The organism is Pseudomonas corrugata, from assembly GCF_001269905.1.
In the GTDB taxonomy this organism is placed as follows: domain Bacteria; phylum Pseudomonadota; class Gammaproteobacteria; order Pseudomonadales; family Pseudomonadaceae; genus Aquipseudomonas; species Aquipseudomonas corrugata.
This window is the reverse complement of the sequence record NZ_LHVK01000008.1, coordinates 102507-121519: the sequence shown is the minus strand read 5'-3', so window position 1 is coordinate 121519 and position 19013 is coordinate 102507. Positions and strand designations below refer to the sequence as shown.

Annotated in this window: 15 protein-coding genes; 1 reads left to right on the top strand and 14 read right to left on the bottom strand. The window is 62.6% G+C overall.

What is annotated here, in order from left to right; translation table 11 throughout:
• Positions 1-44: 44 nt before the first annotated feature.
• The 14 genes from AD665_RS11850 to AD665_RS11785 all read right to left on the bottom strand — a co-directional run bounded on the left by AD665_RS11850 (position 45) and on the right by AD665_RS11785 (position 17919).
• The gene (locus AD665_RS11850) at positions 45-1682 is read right to left on the bottom strand and encodes a BatD family protein (RefSeq protein WP_024779688.1); all 1638 of its coding nucleotides are present in this window, start codon (positions 1680-1682) and stop codon (positions 45-47) included.
• Positions 1679-3412, bottom strand: coding sequence for a tetratricopeptide repeat protein (locus AD665_RS11845; RefSeq protein ID WP_024779687.1), 1734 nt, complete (start codon positions 3410-3412; stop codon positions 1679-1681). Before AD665_RS11845 ends, AD665_RS11850 begins: the two co-directional genes overlap by 4 nt.
• Positions 3409-4488, bottom strand: coding sequence for a vWA domain-containing protein (locus tag AD665_RS11840; protein WP_024779686.1), 1080 nt, complete (start codon positions 4486-4488; stop codon positions 3409-3411). The genes AD665_RS11845 and AD665_RS11840 overlap by 4 nt, the downstream gene beginning before the upstream one ends.
• Entirely contained in the window at positions 4481-4975 is a 495-nt protein-coding gene (locus AD665_RS11835) for a DUF4381 domain-containing protein (protein WP_024779685.1), read from the bottom strand. The genes AD665_RS11840 and AD665_RS11835 overlap by 8 nt, the downstream gene beginning before the upstream one ends.
• The gene (locus tag AD665_RS11830) at positions 4972-5916 is read right to left on the bottom strand and encodes a DUF58 domain-containing protein (RefSeq protein WP_024779684.1); all 945 of its coding nucleotides are present in this window, start codon (positions 5914-5916) and stop codon (positions 4972-4974) included. The genes AD665_RS11835 and AD665_RS11830 overlap by 4 nt, the downstream gene beginning before the upstream one ends.
• A gap of 10 nt (positions 5917-5926) precedes the next feature.
• Complete coding sequence (locus tag AD665_RS11825) at positions 5927-6886, bottom strand: AAA family ATPase (protein ID WP_024779683.1); 960 nt, start codon at positions 6884-6886, stop codon at positions 5927-5929.
• A 272-nt stretch (positions 6887-7158) separates the two neighbouring features.
• Complete coding sequence (locus AD665_RS11820; protein WP_024779682.1) at positions 7159-8814, bottom strand: GMC family oxidoreductase; 1656 nt, start codon at positions 8812-8814, stop codon at positions 7159-7161.
• Complete coding sequence (locus AD665_RS11815) at positions 8804-9445, bottom strand: gluconate 2-dehydrogenase subunit 3 family protein (protein WP_053192175.1); 642 nt, start codon at positions 9443-9445, stop codon at positions 8804-8806. The genes AD665_RS11820 and AD665_RS11815 overlap by 11 nt, the downstream gene beginning before the upstream one ends.
• Positions 9442-10419 (bottom strand): hypothetical protein, encoded by a 978-nt coding sequence (locus tag AD665_RS11810; RefSeq protein WP_053192173.1) that lies wholly within the window; start codon positions 10417-10419, stop codon positions 9442-9444. The genes AD665_RS11815 and AD665_RS11810 overlap by 4 nt, the downstream gene beginning before the upstream one ends.
• 1 nt (position 10420) lies before the next feature.
• Positions 10421-11539 (bottom strand): enolase C-terminal domain-like protein, encoded by a 1119-nt coding sequence (locus AD665_RS11805; protein ID WP_024779679.1) that lies wholly within the window; start codon positions 11537-11539, stop codon positions 10421-10423.
• Positions 11536-13329: a thiamine pyrophosphate-requiring protein gene (locus AD665_RS11800; RefSeq protein ID WP_024779678.1), complete on the bottom strand. Its 1794-nt coding sequence runs from the start codon at positions 13327-13329 to the stop codon at positions 11536-11538. Before AD665_RS11800 ends, AD665_RS11805 begins: the two co-directional genes overlap by 4 nt.
• Positions 13330-13475: 146 nt before the next feature.
• A complete protein-coding gene (locus AD665_RS11795; RefSeq protein ID WP_053192172.1) occupies positions 13476-14468 on the bottom strand; it encodes an SDR family oxidoreductase in 993 nt (330 codons plus the stop codon).
• 34 nt (positions 14469-14502) lie between these two features.
• On the bottom strand, positions 14503-15978 hold the full coding sequence (locus tag AD665_RS11790; RefSeq protein WP_231995036.1) for a vitamin K epoxide reductase family protein: 1476 nt from the start codon (positions 15976-15978) through the stop codon (positions 14503-14505).
• A gap of 120 nt (positions 15979-16098) precedes the next feature.
• Positions 16099-17919 (bottom strand): glycoside hydrolase family 15 protein, encoded by a 1821-nt coding sequence (locus AD665_RS11785; RefSeq protein WP_053192170.1) that lies wholly within the window; start codon positions 17917-17919, stop codon positions 16099-16101.
• Positions 17920-18284: 365 nt separating this feature from the next.
• On the opposite strand from AD665_RS11785, the gene AD665_RS11780 reads away from it, so the two are divergent.
• The gene (locus AD665_RS11780; RefSeq protein ID WP_231995035.1) at positions 18285-19010 is read left to right on the top strand and encodes a cytochrome c3 family protein; all 726 of its coding nucleotides are present in this window, start codon (positions 18285-18287) and stop codon (positions 19008-19010) included.
• The last annotated feature ends 3 nt before the right edge of the window (positions 19011-19013 follow it).

Here is a 19013-nt window from a genome sequence, read left to right as displayed (position 1 = left end):
TGCAGCCCAGCGGGGATAAATCCCCTCGCCACAAGGGCTGGGGATTATTTCGGGTAGAGCGGTGGCAACCCACTGTCACCCAACGGGTCCTGGGAGCGCTCCGCGGCGGGAATGGCCCGAATGGCGCGCCACAGGTCTTCGCCCTGCCAGTGCTGGCCGGTTTCGCTGTAGAGCGCGCCGTTGAGGCCATCCAGGGCGTCGGACAGGGGGACGAAGCGCGCCGCCATGTCGGCCAGGGTTTCCGGCTGCTGACGGGCCCAGGCGTCGAGTGCCTGACGGGTGGCATGGGGGTCGTTGGCCAGGCAGGTACGCTTGAGGTCGTCCAGCAAGGTGCGTGGGCTCGGTCCGGCCTGGGCCGCGCGCAGGATCGCCGGCTGCGAGCGGGCGCGCCACCACAAGCCGAAGCCGAGCAGTGTCGTGCAGGCCAGGAGGAACGAGCTCAGTTGCCAGTACCACAAGGCTTCGTTGTCGACGGTGGTCACGATCTGGGGCGTACCCGTTGGCGTATCCACCATCAGGCTCGGGTTGTTTGCCACTTGCAGGGTTCGCGCCGGAAGACTGGTGCGGTCCAGGTGATTTTCCCGGGTGTTCCACCAGATCACCTCAACGGGCGGCAGCTCGATGGTGCCGCTGCGGTTTGGCACCAGCGCCTCGCGGTCTTCACGGCTGCCCACCAGTCCGCGTTCGCTGCTGCGGCTGCTCAGCACCGGCTGATCGGGATAGCGCCGCAGACCGCTGATTTCAGTGGCCGGCAACGGTGGCAGTTGGGCGCTGGCCAGACCTTCGGCTTCAAGGGTCAGGCTGCGGGTCAGGGAATCACCCACCTGGCTATGGGTCGGTTCCGGACTCCAGCTTTCGCTCAAGGACAAGCTGCGTGCCGGCAACCAGGGCACATCGGCCGGGTAGCTGGCCGGCTTGGGATCGACGGTCAACAGCAGTGGCGTCGAGCTGACGTGCATCAACTGGCCGGGTTTCGCCCCCGACGATGTGGCGTCCTTGGCCACGGGCTCGACCAGGGTGGCGCTGAAAGTCTGGGCCGGGATCGTCAGTTCGCCACTGCGCTGTGGATAGATGCCGTAACGCAGTTCGATCACGCCGTGGCGCACATCGTTGATGACTTTCTCATAGGTGCGGGACTCACCCAACTGTTCGGAACGTGCGTCGGGAATGTGCAGGGGCGTCAGGCTGCTGTCGTCGTACAGCGACACCGAATGATAGATGCGCAGGGTCAGGATCGCCTGGGCCTGCACATACACATGGCTCTGGTCGAGGCTGGCTTCGATGAATATCGGTGCGAGGGTCCCGGCCGCATTGCGGGTTTCGCTTTCGATCACTTGCAGCGTTATCGGCTGGCTGGCCACTTCGCCCAAATGCACGGCGGGGATGATCACGGTGCCGCTCTGGCGTGGCAGCAGGGTTACGATCCAGCGCGTGGTGGCGCGGTTTTCGCCATCCAGGGTGGTCAACTGGTTGACTTGGCGGGTGCCGCGCACATCGAATAACGACTGCAGCGAACTCAGGTCCGGCTTGCCGAACAGCGTGGCGTCGTTGGATTCCAGGGTCAGTTCCACCGTTTCCCCTGAGTTGAGGCGGCTGCGATCCACGCTGGCCGTCAACTGTGCAGCCTGGGCGGCGCCCATCCAGAACAGCAGGGCAAGGAACTGGGCGGTGAAGCGGATCATTGGGTTTTTCCCTGGGCCTGATGGCTTTGCTGTTCATACCAGAATTTTCGCCTGAGCAGTTCCCCCGGGTTATCCGGGATCTGGCGCAACCATTGCTCCAGCGCCTGATGCTCTTCTTCTTCGTTGCGCTGGCCGGCGGCGGGGCGCAGCGGGGGTGTGGTGGTCTGTTCATCGGGCAATTCGCTGCCCGGTACGTCCTGGGCGCCCGTCGCAGGCTTGTGGGACGCCTGGGTTTCATCCAGTGCCGTGGCGGCTTCGGCAGGGGTCGATTCGGTCTGCGAAGACTGGGGGGGCGCACCGGCGCTTGGCGATTGCTCTGGGGGGCCCGACTCCTCGCTTTCGGCAGGCTCGGGTTCATCCGGCGGCGAAGCCTGCTCCTTCAACAGGCTTTCCACCAGGGCCTTGTTGGTTTGCGCCGGGCGCAGGTCCGGTTGCAATTCCAGGGCCTGTTCATACGCATCCAGCGCGGCCTCCAATTCGCCACTTCTGGCCAACGCGTTGCCCCGATTGTAATGCGCTCGGGCGTCGCTGCCCTCGGCAAAACGTCGGGCGGCTTCGCCGTAGGCGCCCGCTTCATACAAGGCGACCCCTTGCCATTGGCTGTCCTCGAAGTGCTCGGCGGCCTCGGCGGGGCGCTTCTGCTTCAGCAGATGCAGGCCTTGCTGGTCGGGGCGCAACCACAGGTCCTGGAATTCGAAGGCATGACCGGTCTGCGGCAAGGAAAATAGCAATGGCAGACAGAACAACCAGCCCCGGCGTCCGGCGCAGGCGGCCAGCAGCAACAGCGGCAGGAGCAACCAATAGCCCTGGTCTGCCCAGGTGTCCAGCCGAAGGGTCTGGCCGTCGCTGCGTAGATGGCGCGGGCCGGCCAGCAGGCCGAGGCCTTTCAGGTCGCTGTCGTCCAGGCGCGCCGGGCGATAGCGACCGTCCAGCTCACTGGCGAAGGACTTGAGGCTCTGGCTGTCCAGGCGCGGCACCAGGATCGCACCTTGCTCATCCTTGAGATAGCTACCATCGTCCTGGGCCACCGGCGCGCCTTCCCGGGTACCGATGCCGAGCATCAACAAACGCGTGGCGGAACCTTCAAGCACCAGGTGAATGCCTTGGCGTTCCTGCTCGTTCAACGATGAGCCGATCCACAGGATCCGGCCATGGCCCAGCCCGCCCTGCTCCAGCAGGGCCATGGCCTTGTTGATCGCCAGGTCGGCGCGATGACCACTTTGCGGCATGATCGAAGGTGTCAGTGCTTCGAGCAGGTTGGTGCTGGTGGACAGGTCGTCGGACAGTGGGACCAGCGTATGGGCACTGCCGGCATAGACAATGATCGCCGTCTGCGCATCGCTGCGGTTATGCAGCAGGTCCAACAGCTTGCGCCGGGACTGCTCCAGGCGTGTAGGTGGAACGTCGGTGGCGAGCATCTCTGGCGTCAGTTCCAGCACCACCACCAGCGGGTCGGCGGGTTTCTGGCTGGTCTGCTCGACCCGCGCCCAGCTTGGCCCCAGCAATGCCAGCACCATCAGCAACCAGCCCAGGCCCAAGGCGATCCAGGGCAGCCGGCTTTCCCGGCCGCTGCCGCCACTGAGCAGCACGGCATGGAACGCCGGGGGCAGGATCATCTGCCAGCGGCCTACCCGTTTCTGCCGATGCCACAGCTGCCAGAGCAACCAGCCCAGCAGGGGCAGCAGCAACACGAAAGCGGGGCGTAGCCAGTGAGGCCAGAAAGCGCTCATCGACGCCTCCGCAAACGCAGGCGTTTGAGGCGTTGACGCCATTCGGTGGGGTGCGCTGGTTGGAAAAGGGGCTGGGTGAACAGGCGCTGCAACGGGTTGTCCGGCCAGCGCTCCCGGGCCACCAGCAACACGCTCAACAGCAGCGCAACGGCCAGCGGCCATTGATAGAGCGCCTGGGCGGGGCGCGCCTGGGTCGGTTGCTGGGCCACCGGTTCGAGCTGGTCGAGGGTGGTCTTGATCGCAAGCAGTTGCTCACCATCCTGGGCGCGAAAGTAGCGGCCGCCCGTGGCTTGGGCGATGTCCTTGAGTGTTGGCTCGTCAAGGTCCAGGCTCGGATTGACGCCGAGAAAACCCGCAGTGCCGCTTTGTTCCGGATCGGCACCGATGCCGATGGGATAAATCTTCACGCCTTCGTCGGCAGCCAGCCGGGCGGCGGTCAGCGGGTCGATCTCGCCACCGTTGTTGGCGCCGTCGGTGACCAGGATCAGCACGCGGCTGTGGGCCGGGCGCTGGCGCAGGCGTTTGAGGGCCAGCCCAATCGCGTCGCCGATGGCGGTGTTCTTGCCGGCAATGCCGACGCGCGCTTCGTCGAGCCAGCGCCGTACCGTGCGGCGATCGAATGTCAGCGGCGCTTGCAGATAGGCCTGGCTGCCGAACAGGATCAGGCCGACCCGATCGCCTTCGCGGCTTTCGAGAAAGTCCCCGAGCATGTGCTGGACCAGCGCCAGGCGGCTGACTTCTTCGTCCTTCCACTGCATGTCGGGAAAGTCCATGGAACCCGAGACATCCACCGCCACCAGCAGGTCACGGCCGCTGGCGGCAATTGGCAGCGGCTCGCCCAACCATTGCGGGCGGGCGGCGGCGATCAGCAACAGCAGCCAGAGCAGGATGAAGGGCGCCTGTTGACGCCAGCTCGGCAGGCTGGCCCGGGCCCGACGCCCGACGAGGCCTTCCAGGTCCTCCAGGAAGCTGACCTTGAGCATCGACTCGCCGCTGTCGGCCGCCGGCAGCACCAGGCGCATCAGCCAGGGCAGCGGCAACAGGGCGAAGATCCACGGCCAGGCGAATTCAAACATGCTTGCGAATCCAGATTTCAACGGCTTGGGTCAGGCCGGCGATGGCCTTGTCATCCAGCTTGCATTCGGGCTTGTACGCACCTTCGACCAGCACCATCCAACGGGTCAGCCCGGCCGCCGGGCAACGGTTATCCAGGAAGGCCAGCCACTTCCGCCCGTTGAGGGTGTGGCTCTGGCTGTAGGGGTAGTGGTTGCGGCACAGGCGCTTGAGCAGCCCGTTGAGTTGCTGCAGCCAGGCACCGGCCGGCGCGCCGTCATAGGGTTTGGGCAGGAGTGCGAGTTCGGCCAGGGCGGCGAGGCGCACCGGGTCCAGAGGTTGCTCGGCGCGGACACTGGTGCGCTTGATGGGCAGGAACCGGCGCAATTGCCACAAGCCCAGCCCCAGTAACGGCAACAGCACCAGCAGCAGCCACCAGCCGGGCGCTGGAGGCCAGAAACCGACGGGAGGGGGGGCTATCAGCGGCTGCAACTGATCAAGGCTGCTCATCGGCTTTTCCCCGCCCGGCCGGGATTCAGGTAGTCGCGCAGTTGTTCGACCATGTCACCCTGGGTGCTGAGGGGTAACATCAGGATTCGCAGCTTCTGCGCCAGCCACTCCCAGCGTGCCTGGCGTGCTTCGGCCTGCGCCCGATAGGCCTGGCGCAGTTCGAGGTTCAAGGTATCGAGTTCCAGCTGCGCGCCACGTTGGGTGAAGCGCAGCAATCCGGCAGCGGGGAGGGCGTGGTCAAGCGGGTCCGACAGCGGCAGCAGCAACAGGTCGCAATGACGGGACAGCAGGCTCAGTTGCTGCTCGGCGCTGTCGGACAGCGCACGCTCGTCGCAGATCACAATGACCAGGCTGCCGGGGCGCAGCACCTCGCGGGCCCGGCGCAGGGCAACGCCGAATGAATCGCGGTCCGGCTCGCTTTCGGTGTGCAGCGACTGGTTGACCCGCACCAGGCGATTGAGCAGTTGCAGCAGGCTCTGCTTACTGCGCCTTGGCTTGACCTCGTAATGGGTGTTGTTGCCGAACACCAGCCCACCCACCCGATCGTTATGCCCCAGCGCTGCCCAGCCGATAAGGCTGGCGGCCTGGGCGGCAAGCACCGACTTGAATACTTGCCCCGAGCCGAAGAACAGGCGATGGCTCTGTTCGATCATGATGAAGATCGGCCGTTCCCGTTCTTCATGGAACAGTTTGGTATGGGGCTCCTGGGTCCGGGCGGTGACGCGCCAGTCGATGGTGCGTACATCGTCGCCGGCCTGGTAGACCCGCACCTGGTCAAAGTCTACCCCGCGTCCGCGCAGCTTGGAGTGATGCAGGCCGATCAACGGGCTGCGCTGGCCCGGTGTCGAAAACAACTGCACTTCGCGCACGCGATGGCGCATCTCGATCAGCTCCGAAAGGCTGACGCGGATGCCCGGTGTGGGCGCCAGTGGGTTATTCATGACCTCATGCTCAAGCGACAGCGACGACGTCGAGGATCCGCTGCACGACCCGGTCCTGATCGATGCCCGCGGCTTCCGCTTCGAACGACAGGATGATGCGATGGCGCAGCACGTCGAACAGCACGGCCTGGATGTCTTCCGGGCTGACGAAGTCACGTCCGGCCAGCCAGGCGTGGGCGCGGGCGCAGCGATCCAGGGCAATCGAACCCCGTGGGCTGGCGCCGTAGGCGATCCATTCGGCCAGCTCCGGGTCGAACTTGGCCGGGGTGCGGGTCGCCATGACCAGTTGCACCAGGTATTCCTCCACGGCGTCGGCCATGTACAGGCCGAGGATTTCCTTGCGGGCGGAGAAGATCGCCTGCTGGCTCACCCGCCGCTCCGGCGTGGTTTCGCCGTGCAGCGCTTCGCCCCTGGCCTGCTGCAGGATGCGGCGTTCCACCGCGGCATCCGGGAAACCGATCTTGACGTGCATCAGGAACCGGTCGAGCTGGGCTTCGGGCAGCGGATAAGTGCCTTCCTGCTCGATCGGGTTCTGCGTGGCCATGACCAGGAACAGCGGCGACAGCTCATAGGTGCTGCGTCCGACGCTGACCTGCCGCTCGGCCATCGCTTCGAGCAAGGCCGACTGGACCTTGGCCGGGGCACGGTTGATTTCGTCCGCCAGCACCAGGTTATGGAAGATCGGCCCCTGCTGGAACACGAAGCTGCCGGTTTCCGGGCGGTAGATTTCCGTGCCGGTGATGTCGGCGGGCAGCAGGTCGGGGGTGAACTGGATGCGGTGGAACTGCGCTTCGACGCCTTCGGCCAACTCCTTGATGGCCTTGGTCTTAGCCAGGCCCGGCGCGCCCTCCACCAGCATGTGGCCGTCGGCGAGCAGGGCGATGAGCAGGCGCTCGATGAGTTTTTCCTGGCCGAGGATCTGCGTTGAAAGAAAGGTTCGCAGCGCCAGCAGCGCTTCACGATGTTCCATCGGTGACGGTTCCTGGAAAGGGTGGCCCAGGGCGTTCGGATAACGCCGGGGCTGGGGGCGTTACTTTAATGCATGGCGGGGGGTGGCGACTAACGGGATTTTGATCGGGTGTTCACAATTGTGATCGGATCCTGGACATTTTGAGCCAACACGACTTTGCCGGATCTCTATGCCGCAAACCTGCGGCACGTGTGCGTACCCACACCGTCGTTGCCAGCCTGCGCAACCGAAGACCCGCTTTGCCGGCCATATGCCGGGGCAAAGGCGTTTTGTCAAAGGTCTCCGCGTTCGGCCAGGGCCTTGATCCGGTCGGCAGTGCGGCAAGCAATGGCCTGTATGGTCAATGAGGGATTGACGCCCCCCACCGTTGGGAATACCGAGCCGTCGCATACCCACAGGTTGGGAATGTCCCAACTGCGGCAGTCTGCATTGACCACGCTGTCTTGGCGGGAAAATCCCATTCGAGCGGTGCCATTGAGGTGGCAAGTGTCGTCGGTTTCCTGCCACACCTGACGCCCACCCGCGGCCTCCAGGCCCGACTGCATGAAATTCAGGGCATGCTCGATCAGACGCTTGTCGTTCTCGCAGTAGGAAAAGTCCACTTTTGCTATAGGAAGCCCGTATTTGTCCAGACGGTCGCTCAAGCTCACGTGGTTGCACAACTGAGGCAGTGTTTCTCCGACAATCTTCAAACCGGCCAGGTGATTATAGTGCTGCATCTGCCGAAGCAGCTCTTCGCCCCACAGGCCTCGCCCCGCCTGAACGGCTGCCCAGGCCATCGGCAGGGGCCCCTGGCTCATGAATGCATAGCCGCCATGGAAATCCTTGTGACGATCTTCGTAGTTCCAGTGCTCGCTGATGGCCAGCGATGGAGGGCCTTTGTATGAGCGCACCTCTTCGGGCATCTCGCCCCATACGGCCTGATTGGATTGCACCATCAGATACTTGCCTACCAGCCCCGAGCTGTTCGCCAGGCCATCGGGGAAACGGGCGTTTGCCGAGTTCAGCAGCAGGCGAGGGGTCTCGATTGCATAACCGGCCACGATCACATGGCGGGCACGCTGAAAGTGCCATGCGCCTTGGCGATGAAAGTGCACCCCCGATGCTCGTCCGCGGGCATCGGTCTCGATGCGTCCCACCATCGCCAGATCACGAATTTCAGCGCCTGCTGCCACCGCTTCGGGTATCCAGGTGTTCAATACGCTTTGCTTGGCATTGGTGGAGCAACCGCTGACGCAGAAACCCCGATATACACAGGGTGGAGCCTGTTCACGGGGGGCCGACAGCGTTGCCAGCGGCGTGGGGGACCAGTCCACGCCCATTGCTTCACAAGCCCGCGCCAGCACCAGCCCAGCCGCATTCAACTCGTGATGACGGTACGGGTAGCGCGGGCGGCGGGGACCCCAGGGATAGCGCATGGGCCCGGAGATCTTGAGCATCTGTTCGACTTCTGCGTAGTACCGCCACATCTCTCTCCAGTCGATGGGCCAGTCGGCGCCATAGCCCAATAGCGAAAGCGACTTGAACCACTCTGGACGAAACCGTAGCGACACCATGGCGAAATGCACCGTGCTGCCGCCCACGGCCTTGCCGCTGTTGTTCGAGCCGAGTTTGATCGGGTTCCGGCCTGCACTGAGCCTGTCGTCGAGCCAGAATAATTTCTGCTGATGCGCCTCATCCGAAGCAAATTCTTCCAGTGGTCGCCACCAGGCACCGGCATCGAATGCCACCACTGAAAATCCCGCCTGTGCCAGACGGCACGCCAGTGTCCCCCCGCCGGCTCCAGTGCCGACAATGGCAAAATCGATCTGCTCCTCGTGACGGTGTTCTTGCATGGGCACCCAACCGCCCGGCCTGAACACGTCGGGCGCCCGACCATTGATCCCCCGTGGGGAATGCAGTGCATCGAGCAAGTAGTCATCTGACATTGCGGTTTGCCTCAGTGATTCGCACCACCTGCGTGTCCTTGAGCTCCACTGCTTCCCACGCATCCCGACGATCCGGGCCCAAACGCACATACCCTCGAGGGCTGGCCGGCCCGCCGAAGCCGACCTCGCTCCACGCAGTCGGGTGGCTGTAGTAGGCGCTGGCGATGTCGTGCATCAAGCGCGAGCGAAACAGCAATTGGCTGGGCAGATCCTTCCAAGCCGTCGCCATCACGGAGCCCTGTTCGATGGCCGTGATCACTGACCTTTGATCCTGCGTCGACAGTTGAGCGAACGGGACACCCTGGCGGGCCAGGGCTTCGGCGTCTATTGCAGCCAGGCCCATGCACCACGCCTGGGCGGGGGGTGGCAAGCGCGTATCGATGAAGCCGTCGCCGCGTTCTTTATAAAGCTTGTCGTCGACCATCGCCGCCACTGGAACAGGCTCACGATTGTCAGGTTGCGGCAGCACGCACCCACACAGTGCCTGGAGGGTGCGCCACTGGGCTTCATTGAAAAAACGCGGCAGGGCCGGCAACGCCAGTCGCTGATCAATGACGCTGCGCGTGGCGTCGTTCCACGAAGGGCCATGACGTTTTTGCATCACGTCGTAGCCGGGGTATCGGGATTTCATGCGCCGCCTCGTTGTTTCATGTGAGCTTCGGCGTCCAGCAGCCGGTGCGCCGCCAGACCTGCGAGGGCCAGGCCGGTGAAGCTTGGCGGGGCCGGAATGGGCGGTCCAGCCTGAAGGTTCTGGCGCCAGTTCTTCCAGCCGCCGAAATTGCGGTGCACGCCAAAGCCATGGAAGCACGCGCCGATGATGCCGAGGAGTGCTGTCATGCGCAGGCCCAGTCGAGAGAACCAGCGCAGCCGAGGTCTGCTGTCACCTTCCACCACGGTGGCTGTCAGTAGCGCGGCGACTGCCGGGGGAAGCGTGACCGGCAAATACATCGCCGGGTTCTGGAACGATCCGCGCAGGTGCAGCAATGCGGCTTCGGCGGTGGTGCCCAACAGGCCCGCAACGGTCAGCAACGCAACTGCCTCGCCGGCGGGAAGGCCGAATACCGTCGGTAACCGGTCGCTCGCCGCGTCGCGGACCCGCTCTCCATAACTGCCGAGCAAGCCAGAAAGGATCAGCGCGGCCGGTGCTCCAAGTGGCGCGGCGTAAAACAGGTTGTCCAGGCTCAGCCCGCCGGTTTTGCGAGTGACGTTGTAGACATGAAAGGCTGTACCGGCCAAACCTGTCAGAACGACGGCACCGTAGATCGAATCGCGCACGCGGTGCGCCGTCGCAGACCGGTCCTGCAAGCCATGGGCGCTGGCCAGAAATGCCAGGGTCGAGGCGACCAGGGGGGTATACATCGCACGATTATGAAAATCTGCGCGGTAGTGTTCCAGGGCACTGTCGGCTGCCACCGACAAGGCGAGTATCCCTGCGCCGCGGTTGAGGCGCCTGGCCGCCGACAGGTGAGGGGACGTTTCAGGCGGACGATGTTTGCGCGCCTGGCCTTTGCGGTCACCCTCCAGCGATTGCCAAACCCAGGCCCCGACGCCCAGGACACCTACCGCACCGGCCGCCAAGGCCTTGAGCGTGCTGGCTGAAACCATGTCATCCCTCCCAGATCGCGTAACGTCGGACGTTCTGATGCTTGAGGATCAGGCCATGTCCTGGCCGGTCAGCCTGGATGGCAATGTTTCCTGCGTGTATTTGCGGCGCCGCGTCGAAGAACATGGATTCGATCCTGGCGTGGTCGCAGAACCATTCGATGTCTTCGAGTCCGGTCGTGGCGCAAGCCAGGTGCAGATGCAGGGCAGGTGCACAATGGGCCGAACAGGTGCGGTGAAAGGCGGGGACCAACGCAGTGATCCGCCGCCAGCCGGTTACGCCTCCACAACGCGTGGCATCCAGCTGCAGCACGTCCACCGCATCCGCCAGCAGCAGCCGACGAGCGTCATCCAGCGTCCAGATGTATTCACCAGCGGCAATGTCAATGGCAAATCCCGCCGCGCCCATGGCTGAGCGGACCTCTTTGAGCCCGGTAAGGTCATCGCAGGTCACCGGCTCTTCAAACCAGGTCACCCCCTGGTCTGCCACGGCGTGGGCGAAAGTGATCGCGCTGCGAACCGTATGGGCGCCGTTGGCGTCAATCATGAGCTCGGCATCGGCGATGGACTTTCGGGCAAGCCTGACCCGCTCCAGGTCTCGAGACTGCTCGTTGCCGACCTTGATCTTCACCCGCGTGCAACCGTCTCGTTGGGTCCAGCCTTCGAGTTGCTCGGTCAACTGATGCGCATCGAGCGAGGTAAAGCCTCCGCTGCCGTAAACCGGTACGCGGTCGCGAACCTTGCCCAGCACAGTGGCCAGCGGCAGGTCCAGTGCCTTGGCCTTCAGGTCCCACAGGGCGACATCCACTGCCGATATCGCAGCAGATGCCATGCCCGAGCGCCCCAGATTGCGAACATGGGCCTGAAGACGATCGAACAGGGCTTCTATGGACCAGGCGTCGGCCCCGAGCAGCAAAGGCTTGAGGGTCTGGACCACAAACCGGGCCATGAGTGGGTCGGTATAGCTGTAGCCCAACCCTTCGTGGCCGCCGGCCGTTACTTGCACAACAACGACGCCGGTGTCATCCCAGCCCAATGTGCCATCTGTCTCATGCTCGCCAGTGGGAACCCTGTAAGACCGGGCGTTGACCGACGTTATCGGCAACACCGCTTGTCTTGTCATGAGTCTTTGCTCCCGCCTGGCAGCACACTGCCGATCAATTGCTTGGCGGTCTGTTTGAGGATTCCGCCTTCGTCCGGGTCCCCTTCAAGCAAGGTGCTGGCGAACTTCTTCGCTTGTTCAAGCTTGATATGGGGCGGGAGCGGTGGAACGTTCGGGTCGGTCTTGAACTCGATCAGCACCGGTACGTCGCTGCTCAAGGCCCGTTCCCAGGCCCCTGCGATGTCTTCTTCGCGCTCCACATAAATGCCCTTCAAGCCGATGGAGATCGCGAAAAGATGGTAGGGCACATCCGGAATGTCCTGCGAGGCGGAGAACTTCGGGTCGCCTTCCATGACCCGCTGTTCCCAGGTCACTTGATTCAGATCCTGATTATTGAATACCGCGCATATCCAGCGACCGTTGGCCCATTGCTTCCAGTATTTGGCGACGGTGATCAGCTCGGCCATATTGTTCATCTGCATCGCGCCATCGCCAACCAGCGCAATCACCTGGCGCTCGGGGTGTGCGAATTTCGCGGCGATGGCATAAGGCACCGCTGCGCCCATCGACGCCAGCCCGCCCGAGAGCGAACACATCATGCCGGGGCGAATCTGCAAGTCGCGGGCGTACCAGTTGGCGCAGGAGCCTGAGTCACTGGTGACGATCGAGGCATCGGGCAATAGCGGGGAGAGTTCGTACACGACCCGCTGAGGATTGATGGGCTCGGCCTTGACCAATGCTCGCTTTTGCAACGTCTTGTCCCAGTCACCGCGCCAGCGTTCCACCTTGCTGCGCCATTTGCGGTCGGTCTTGTGTTCGAGCAAAGGCAGCAGCGCATCCAGCGTTTGAGCGGCATCCCCGGTAAGGTTGACCTCCATCGGATAGCGCAGGCTCAACATGTCGGGACTCAAGTCTATTTGTACACCGCGGGCATCACCTTCCTTGGGCAGGAATTCGGAATAGGGGAATCCGGAACCGATCATCAGAAGCGTGTCGCACTCTTGCATCAACTTGTAGCTGGGCTCGGTACCCAGCAGGCCGATGCTGCCCGTCACCCAGGGCAAAATGTCGGGAAGTACTGCCTTGCCCAACAAGGCCTTGGCCACGCCCGCGCCGAGCTTTTCTGCGACGGCCCTGACTTGATCGCTTGCTTGCAGTGCCCCGGCCCCCACCAGAATCGCGACTTTCTTACCTGCATTGAGCACATCGGCGGCTCGTTGCAGGTCCTCGGCATATGGCAATACTCTGGGCCGGCTGAATCCTGTCCCGGAGTGAACGGTGCCATGGGCACGTGCAGGTGGCTCATAAGGCATGTCCTGGAGGTCGTTGGGCAGGATCAAGGCTGTGACGCGCCTTTCGCCCAAGGCCGTTCGGACGGCGCGGTCCACCAGATGGCGGACTTGGGAAGGCGCGCTGGCCTGCTGCACAAAGGCGCCCGCCACATCCTTGAACATCGAGACCAGGTCAAGCTCTTGCTGGTAATGGCCGCCGAGAGCGGTACGCGCCTGCTGGCCGGTGATCGCCAGCACAGGCATGTGGTCCATGCGCGCGTCGTACAGGCCGGTCAAAAGATGTGACGCGCCGGGCCCGGAGGTTGCGATGCAGACACCCAATTCACCCGTGAATTTGGCGTGAGCGCTGGCCATGAATGCAGCCATTTCCTCATGCCGACACTGAATGAATTCGATCTTGTCCGGTGCCCTGCGCATGGCGCCGAATACACCGTTGATGCCATCTCCGGGGTAACCGAAAATGCGCGTCACGCCCCATTGATGAAGTCGCTCAATCAGAAAGTCGCCCACAGTCGTCATATGCCTTCTCCCTTGCGCCGTGTCGATAGCGTGAAGAACCGCTGGTAAGGGTTACGACTGGACGGTGAGGGGATCTGTTCAGAGAGTTTTCATGAAAACTGGTTTCACAAAGCGCTCCGACGAGCGCCTCTCGCCATTTTCCTGCCTCAACTCGCTGTCATTGCAATGATTACACTGACGGATACTGCAATGATCGCAACCGTCACAGCCAACAACTTGCCCACTGTCTCATTGCTGAGCCCCATCGCCTTGTCGACGGAGCGTTCGGAAAAACGCCCACAGGTACGCGCCAAGCCATCGACCGGCTTATAAAGATTGTCCGGTCGGCCGGGCTCTTCATCTTCATCGGTGAGTTGGCCGTCCCAAGCTCTTTTAGCGGTGATCCGATCGAGCAGCCCAGGCATTAGCATGCCGCCGAGTATCGCCTGGAATGCCGCCTTGCCGAGCCAGAGTTCCCGTGGCGCATCAATTGCCGCGCGCAGGATTGACCGTGCGGCGACTTGCGGCGTGTGTATCGGCGGAACAGGCTGGGGGCGTTTGGACAAGGTATTACGGGCCCAGTCGAACTGCGGCGTATTGTGGCCGGGCAACTGCACCATACTCACGCGGATGTGGCTCTTTTCATGAATCAGTTCGCTACGCAATGAATCGGTGAACCCGCGTATGGCGAATTTGGCACCGCAATAGGCGGCCTGCATGGGGATCGCGCGATAGGACAGGGCCGAGCCGACCTGGATAATCGTGCCGCGGTCGCGCTTGCGCATATGACGCAGCGCAGCGAGCGTACCGTGGACGAAGCCCATGTAGGTCACGTTGGTGACCTGGCCTATGTCGGCGGCCTCGAGCGACGATAGGGGACCGAATAGTGTGACCATCGCATTATTGACCCAGACTTCGATCGGTCCGAGCGTTTGTTCGATAAGCTCGGCGGCACGATTCACTGCGTCGGCATCTGCCATGTCGCACTGGATAGCCAGTACCGTGGCGCCCATGCCACTGAGCTCATCTCGGGTGTCAGCCAGACCCTGTTCGCCGCGGGCAAGCACTGCCACGCGATAACCGGCGCGGGCAAAGACCACAGCCGTCGCTCGGCCTACGCCGGCAGTCCCTCCAGTGATGACCACGGTTGGCTCGTTCATGCATTCGACTCCTGCTCTATGAGGTCTGGAAAGGTCAGCGGATCAACCGGTTCCAGCCACCATAGCGGTGGCGGATCGGTCCTCGGGGCAGGCTGAGGACGATGACAAGCACGCCTGCGATCAGGCTGCCAGCCGTCGAAGCCGTCGAACCGCCTTCGAGAAGCCAAGGGGCAGCCAACAGCCAGACGCCGATTGGCAGGTTGAGCAAGCGCAAGGGACGGGCGACTTCGGCCAGCGCCAATACAGTAACGGTGAGCAGCAATGAACCCATGAGGTGATCGCTGTTGGCCATGGCACTGGTGGTGCCGAAAATCAATCGCGTGAACATCAGCCAGACGCCGAGCACGCATAGCAAAAGCAGACTCCAAGGCACGTTGACGCCACGCAATGCTTTGAGTGCCATGCCGGACAGGCTACCTGTGAACTCGGGCGTGTCGTCCTGCTGGCAGCCTTGCATGGCATCGCCCTTGAAGAACGTCTTCCACATGGGCTTGCCACGGCGCTTGGCATCCTTGAGAAACTGCCCCATGGCGACCAGCTCATCCAGTGCGTAAGGCATCATCAGCAGCATCGCCAGCGCCTGGATCAGGCACAAGGTGCACCAGGTGCCGATGATGATCGGCTGGGCGATGATGAAGAAGATGCTCACCGAGCCCAGTGGCACTACCACTATGCCGAAAGCCGCGACCATCCATGGCATTGTGCGCCAGCGCCGACCATCCCCCATCACAGCCATGGTCAATTCGATCATGTAGGCAAGCACGCCTACGCCCGCATCGGAGACAGGCCAGAGGCGCGACATGTCGGAGGTGATGATGGCCTCTGTTCCATTGACCGTCGGGTTTTTGAAAGGCGCCGGAAAAAACGGATCCCAGGCATTGGCGGTGTGGCCTAGCTGGTACGCAGCCAGGTAGCGTGCCAACAGCACTCCGATCAGGGCCAGCGCGGCGATCGGCAGGCGCTGCAGCCAGGTCGAAGGGTTGTAATCCCATCCCGGGGGCACGGCGCCTTTCTGCATCATGCCGCTCATGCTCATACCCGGCATCATGGGCACCAGCACGGAAAAAGTGATGACCAGTCCGCCAATCAATATGGCGTTCCCATAGCTGGCAGCAGAGGGTGTCCAGAACAGCAACGGCGCGCTCATCAACCATAGGCCCATGAGCGTATTGGCCCAATTCGCCCAGCCGACTCGCTTGAGCGAAAGCAGCGCGAACAATACGATCAGCGAGCCACTGACCACATCGTTCCAGGTCATCATCCAGGCACGCGTGGCGACGTCCGGAAGTTCGCGCTCAGCGGACAGGCGAGCCAGGTCAAGGTCGTCAGGGGCGATAGTCAGGTATCCGAAGACAAAGGGCGCACTGATCAGCCAGAAGCCCAGCAACGCGTTGAGGAAATGACACCACATCGTGGCCAGGTGGCGATGCTCCATCAATTGCATGTGCTCGTCCATGCTCTGATCGGAATGCATCGCCCCCTGGCGTTCATATTCTCCCTGGTTTTCCATCTAGCAACTCTCGAGTGAAGTTAAGACGGGCTACTGGAACCGACCCGTTGTACCTGTCCGGGTTCAGCCAGTCCGATGCAAGGTATGCACATCGGGCACCTTTGCAGGTTCAAGCAGCCTCTATTCCTTGGTTTTCCGAATGGCCAGGCTCAGGGCGGAGTTGATCAAGCCTACATGGGAGTACGCCTGGGGAATGTTGCCGCGCAGGCGTTGGCTCACCGGGTCGATTTCTTCGGAAAACAGACCGAATTCGCCCTGTAGGCCCCGTAGCCGCTCAAACATGGCCTCGGCTTCGGCAAGCGCGCCGGTAGACGCCAGTGCCTCGACCAGCCAGAAGCTGCAGATCAGAAACGCGCCTTCGCGGGCTTTCAGCCCATCTGAATCGCCCAGGCCATAGCGTCGCAGCAGCCACGGTTGCCCTTCGATTGCCAGGGCTTGGCGGACGGCATCCACGGTATTGCGAAACAATGGATCATCACCGCTGACGAAGCCGGTGCGCGCCAGTAAGAGCAGCGCTGCGTCCAAGCCGTTTTCAGCGTAGGCGCGAACGAAGTGACGGCCGTCGGCGCTGAGACCTTCGCGTAGCACCTGCTGGTGAATTTCTTCGGCTTCACGCCGCCAGCTTTGCACATCGGCCTCGAGCTGGTGCCGACTCTGCAACCATAACGCCCGCTGCAGTCCGGCCCAGGCCATGACCTTGGAATGCACGAGCTGGCGGGGCTGGTTGCGCATTTCCCAGATACCCTGGCCAGGTTCGCGCCAGTTCGCGGCGATAAAATCGGCTACGGTGCGCATGTACGGCCAATGCGCACGAAGTGCCGGTGCCTCCATTTCGTCGCAAATGTGCACGCACTCGAGCAACTCACCGTAAATATCCAGCTGGCGCTGCGTATCGGCGGCGTTGCCTACTCTTACCGGGGCGGAGCCACCGTAGCCCTCGGCCCCTTCGACGCAGCGCTCTGTCGGCGCCGGTCGGCCGTCTACTGTGTAGAGGATCCGCAGCGGCATCCCGTGTCGCTCAACGGTGTCTTCCAGCCATTGCGCCCATCGGTGAGCCTCGTTGTGGCAGCCAAGGCTGAACAACGTCGCCAGTGTCAGCCCTGCATCGCGAAACCAGGTGTAGCGATAGTCCCAGTTACGCTCACCCCCGAGCGCCTCGGGCAATGAGGTGGTTCCTGCTGCGACAACGGCCCCGGTAGGCTCATAGATCAACAGCTTGAGGGTGATGGCGCTGCGCACGATCAGCTCACGGTGAGGGTCGGGGCAGCGCAATCCGGCGCTCCAGGCCCGCCAAGCCTCAAGCGTATTGTCCAGGTGTGCCCGGCATTGCTCAGGCGACAACGGCGTCGGCTGTGTGGAATCGAGCCCAACGTGGAGCGCCACGGTAAAACGTTCGCCGGCCTTTACCGAACGCTGGCCGCGCCAGCCTTTCCCGGAGCGCTCGATGGGTAACTCTGCGCTGATGTGCAGCGGCGGCTGATCGGCTTGCAACTGTCCAGGCTCCGATAGCGACCAGTTCGCGGGAGGTCCGTCGAAGCCGGCCGCTGGTTCAAGCAGCAGCTCAAAATCCAGCTCCCCGGAGATGCCTTCGACACACCACAGCAGGCTCTGTTTATGGTCGTCCGCGGGCCACACCATGCACAGCGTCACGCGTGCTTCCCCTTTGGCGCTGGACCACCGCTGCTCCAGGACTGCGGTGTCGCTCAAGTAGCGCATTCGCGGCGATGCACCGGTGCACGCCGTGAGGCTCAGCCGCCCCCCGTGGGCCCGGTCAAGCAGCGGCCAAATCAACGGCGCAGCGTCGAAGCGGCCCGGGCAGAACCATTCCAGACCTCCATCCGGGCCGATTACAGCGATCGATCGGCCATCACCCAGAGCTGCCAGCGAATTGATGGACGGATATTCGCCGTTCAGATACGGATTGTCGGAGTGGATTGTCATAGAGCCTCATCCTCGATCGAAACGCCAGGCCGGTCCGCGCGCTGGCAGTAGGGCAGGGTGATGGGAGTGTCGCCTATGCGCCATCAACTTCTTGAATGACGCTGGGAATGCTGTCCCTGCCTCCATGTGCTGGTTTGATATATCTGAATAGGACTAGCGGCAGGCTCGATTGGTGCACTTGGATTTACCCTGCAGCCAGGTCTGCAGTGCTGGGCCGTTGATCAGGCGCGACCGCAATTCGCTCTTGCAGGTGCCGACAGGTTGGGTTCGCGCGCGCCATGCAGCAAATTTCACGGAATTTTCCAAATGAGCTGGCGGTCTAGCGCTTAAGAACGCCTGTCGCCTGCCTTGGGAATGCGCGGTGGATGTCCATGCAGCGCCGACCGAGAGAGTCGCTCAGTTCCTATGCCTTGCCTGTTGAGAGCACGCCTTCGATGGCACAGATATTCACGCGATCCGCTGATACCTGGTTTCGCCTTGTGTTGCTTGGCGTGTTCGGTGGCGTGGCGTTGCTGTTTGTCCTGTGTTTCTGGTTCGCGCGTTCCGACTACGCGACAGGTGTGGGCTGGACCGTGAACCAACCGGTACCGTTCTCCCATGAACATCATGTCGGTGGGTTGAAGATCGATTGTCGGTATTGCCACAGCAGTGTTGAAACAAGCGCGGTCGCAACCATCCCACCGACTCAAACCTGTATGACCTGCCACTCGCAGCTATGGACCGGGGCCGAAGTGCTGAAGCCCATCCGTCAGAGTTTCGCCCAGAACACGCCGATCCAGTGGAACCGCGTCGCAAAACTTGCGGACTATGTTTATTTCCACCACGACATTCATGTCAAGGCAGGGGTCGGCTGCGTGGAGTGCCATGGCCACGTCGAGACCATGGCGCTGATGCGTCGGGACAAGCCTTTGCAAATGCAAGAGTGCCTGAATTGCCATCGCGATCCGGCACCCCGGCTTCGCCCTCGTCAGTTCATCACCGATATGACCTGGACCACACAGCAGGACCGACGAGAACTGGGGGAACGCCTGATGCGCGAATACCATATCGATACATCCGGTCTTACCTCCTGTTCCGTCTGTCATAGGTGAGCT